This is a genomic window from Sphingomonas sp. (assembly GCF_019242355.1).
Classification (GTDB): Bacteria; Pseudomonadota; Alphaproteobacteria; order Sphingomonadales; family Sphingomonadaceae; genus Sphingomicrobium.
The window spans coordinates 1-2491 of the sequence record NZ_JAFAVR010000156.1 but is presented as its reverse complement, the minus strand read 5'-3'; the positions used below and the strand labels follow the sequence as shown (position 1 = coordinate 2491).

The following is a 2491-nucleotide window of genomic DNA, read 5'->3' as shown; positions in this document are numbered from 1 at the left end:
GGCGCAAGCCGCGCGACGATGCGGAGCCTTTCATGCGGCCGTCCGAACGCACCCCCGATTCCCTGCGCCATGTGACGCTGGAGACCGCGGTCAACCGCTACGCCGAGGGCTCCTGCCTGGTGAGCTTCGGCCACACCAAGGTGCTGGTCACCGCCAGCATCGAGGAGAAGGCGCCGCCCTTCCTGCGTGGCAAGGGCGAAGGCTGGGTGACGGCCGAATACGGCATGCTGCCGCGCGCCACGCACACCCGCGGCCGCCGCGAGGCGGCGCAGGGCAAGCAGTCCGGCCGCACCCAGGAAATCCAGCGGCTGATCGGCCGCTCGCTCCGCGCCGTCGTCGACCTGCCGAGGCTCGGCGAGCGGCAGGTGATCGTCGATTGCGACGTCATCCAGGCCGACGGCGGCACCCGCACCGCGGCGATCTCCGGCGGCTGGGTCGCGCTCCGCATCGCGGTCGACAAATTGCTCGCCAAGGGCCTTACCGCCGACCCGATCCGCACCCAGGTCGCGGCCGTCAGCTGCGGCATCTACAACGGCACGCCGGTCCTAGACCTGGACTATGACGAGGACAGCAAGGCCGGTTGCGACGGCAATTTCGTGCTCACCGGCGACGGCTCCATCGTCGAGGCGCAGGCGACCGCCGAAGGCGAATGTTATGACGAGGAAGGCCTGCTCCGCCTCCTCCGCCTCGCCCGCATCGGCTGCACCGACATCTTCGCCGCCCAGCTCAAGGCGACCGGCCGGTGAGGCCGATCGGCGAGAAGCTGGTCATCGCCACGCACAACGCCGGCAAGCTGCGCGAGATCGCCGCGCTGGTCGCTCCGCTCGGTATCCAGTGCGTCGGTGCCGAGGAACTTGGCCTGCCCGAGCCCGAGGAAATCGGCGTGACCTTCGCCGACAACGCGGACCTCAAGGCGCGCGAGGCGGCGGACCTCAGCGGCCTCCCAGCACTGGCCGACGACAGCGGTCTGTGCGTGGACGCGCTCCACGGCAGGCCCGGCATCTTCTCGGCGCGCTGGGCCGAGGACGAGGACGGCAACCGCGACTGGGATCGCGCGATGGAGAAGGTCTGGCGCGAGACCGAAGGCGCGGGCCCGGACGCCGGGCACGATGCCCATTTCGCCTGCGCTCTCGCCATCGCCTGGCCGAACGACGGCCAGACCGAGACGTTCGAGGGCCGCGTCGATGGCACACTGGTCTGGCCGCCGCGTGGCGACCGGGGCTTCGGCTACGACCCCCTGTTCGTCCCCGCCGGCCACGACCGGACCTTCGGCGAGATGGACCCCGAGGCCAAGCACGCCATCAGCCACCGCGCCGATGCCTTCCGCAAGCTGGTGGCGGCTCTCGGCTAGCGCTGTCCTACAGGCCCGTCCCCGCGCTAGGGCAGCCGAAATGTCCGCGACCATGCCGAATCCGGAACCATCGATCCGCCCTGGCCTGCAGGCAAAAGTCCCCCTCACGCCCGCGTGTATAGTGCGACCTTTGTGACTTTCCGGATGCCTTCGAATGACCTCGCGCTCTACGTCCACTGGCCGTTCTGCGTCAGCAAATGCCCTTATTGCGACTTCAACAGCCATGTCCGCGGCGGCATCGACCAGCGGGCGTGGCGCGAAGCGCTGCTCGCCGACCTTGCCCATGAGGCCCGGCTGCTGCCGGGGCGGCGGCTGACCTCGATCTTCTTCGGCGGGGGCACGCCCTCGCTCATGGACCCGGCGACGGTTGAGGCGGTGATCGCGGCGGCAAGGCGCCACTGGTTCCCGGCTGACGACCAGGAAATCACGCTGGAGGCCAACCCCAATTCGGTCGAGGCCGCTCGCTTCGCCGACCTCGCCGCGAGCGGGGTCAACCGCCTGTCGCTCGGCCTGCAGCATTTCGACGACCAGGCGCTCGCGTTCCTCGGCCGGGCGCACTCCGCCAACGAGGGATTGCGCGCCCTCGACACAGCGCAGGCGAATTTCGACCGGGTGAGCTTCGATCTTATCTATGCGCTACCCGGCGATACCGAGGAGCAATGGGCCGCGACCCTCGATCGAGCGCTGTCGCTCGGCACCACGCACCTCTCGCTCTACCAGCTGACGATCGAGCCCGGCACGCGCTTCGCCGCGCTCCACGCCGCCGGCAAGCTCGATCCCCTCGACTCTGATCGCGCCGCGTCGCTCTTCGAGCTGACGGAAGGCATCACCGCTGCGGCCGGCCTGCCCGCCTACGAGATCAGCAACCACGCCCGCCCCGGACACGAGAGCCGGCACAACCTCACCTACTGGCGATACGGCGACTATGCGGGCATCGGTCCCGGCGCCCACGGCCGCCGTCTCGGGATGCGCACCCAGCGCCACCGCAAGCCGGAGAATTTCCTCTCCGCCCTCGCCCGCAACTGCCACGGAATCGTCGAGGAAGCGGCGCTGACACCGGTCGAGGCTGCGGACGAAGCGCTGGTCATGGGGCTTCGCCTGCGCTGTGTCGAGGGCGCGCAATCCCTCGTTGGCGGAGTG

At 69.8% G+C, this 2491-nt stretch carries 3 protein-coding genes; all 3 read left to right on the top strand.

From position 1 onward, the window contains the following. Positions 1–32: 32 nt before the first annotated feature. Positions 33–746, top strand: coding sequence for a ribonuclease PH (gene rph, locus JOZ79_RS07775; RefSeq protein WP_294072860.1), 714 nt, complete (start codon positions 33–35; stop codon positions 744–746). After that, positions 743–1351: an RdgB/HAM1 family non-canonical purine NTP pyrophosphatase gene (gene rdgB / locus JOZ79_RS07770; protein ID WP_294072857.1), complete on the top strand. Its 609-nt coding sequence runs from the start codon at positions 743–745 to the stop codon at positions 1349–1351. Before rph ends, rdgB begins: the two co-directional genes overlap by 4 nt. Before the next feature lie 144 nt (positions 1352–1495). Then, the coding region (gene hemW, locus JOZ79_RS07765; protein WP_294072854.1) for a radical SAM family heme chaperone HemW at positions 1496–2491 on the top strand (996 nt) is incomplete at its 3' end.

Bases quoted from the DNA above. Each gene is read 5' to 3' on its own strand.
- rph (WP_294072860.1), top strand. From the start codon at position 33: ATGCGGCCGTCCGAACGCACCCCCGATTCCCTGCGCCATGTGACGCTG.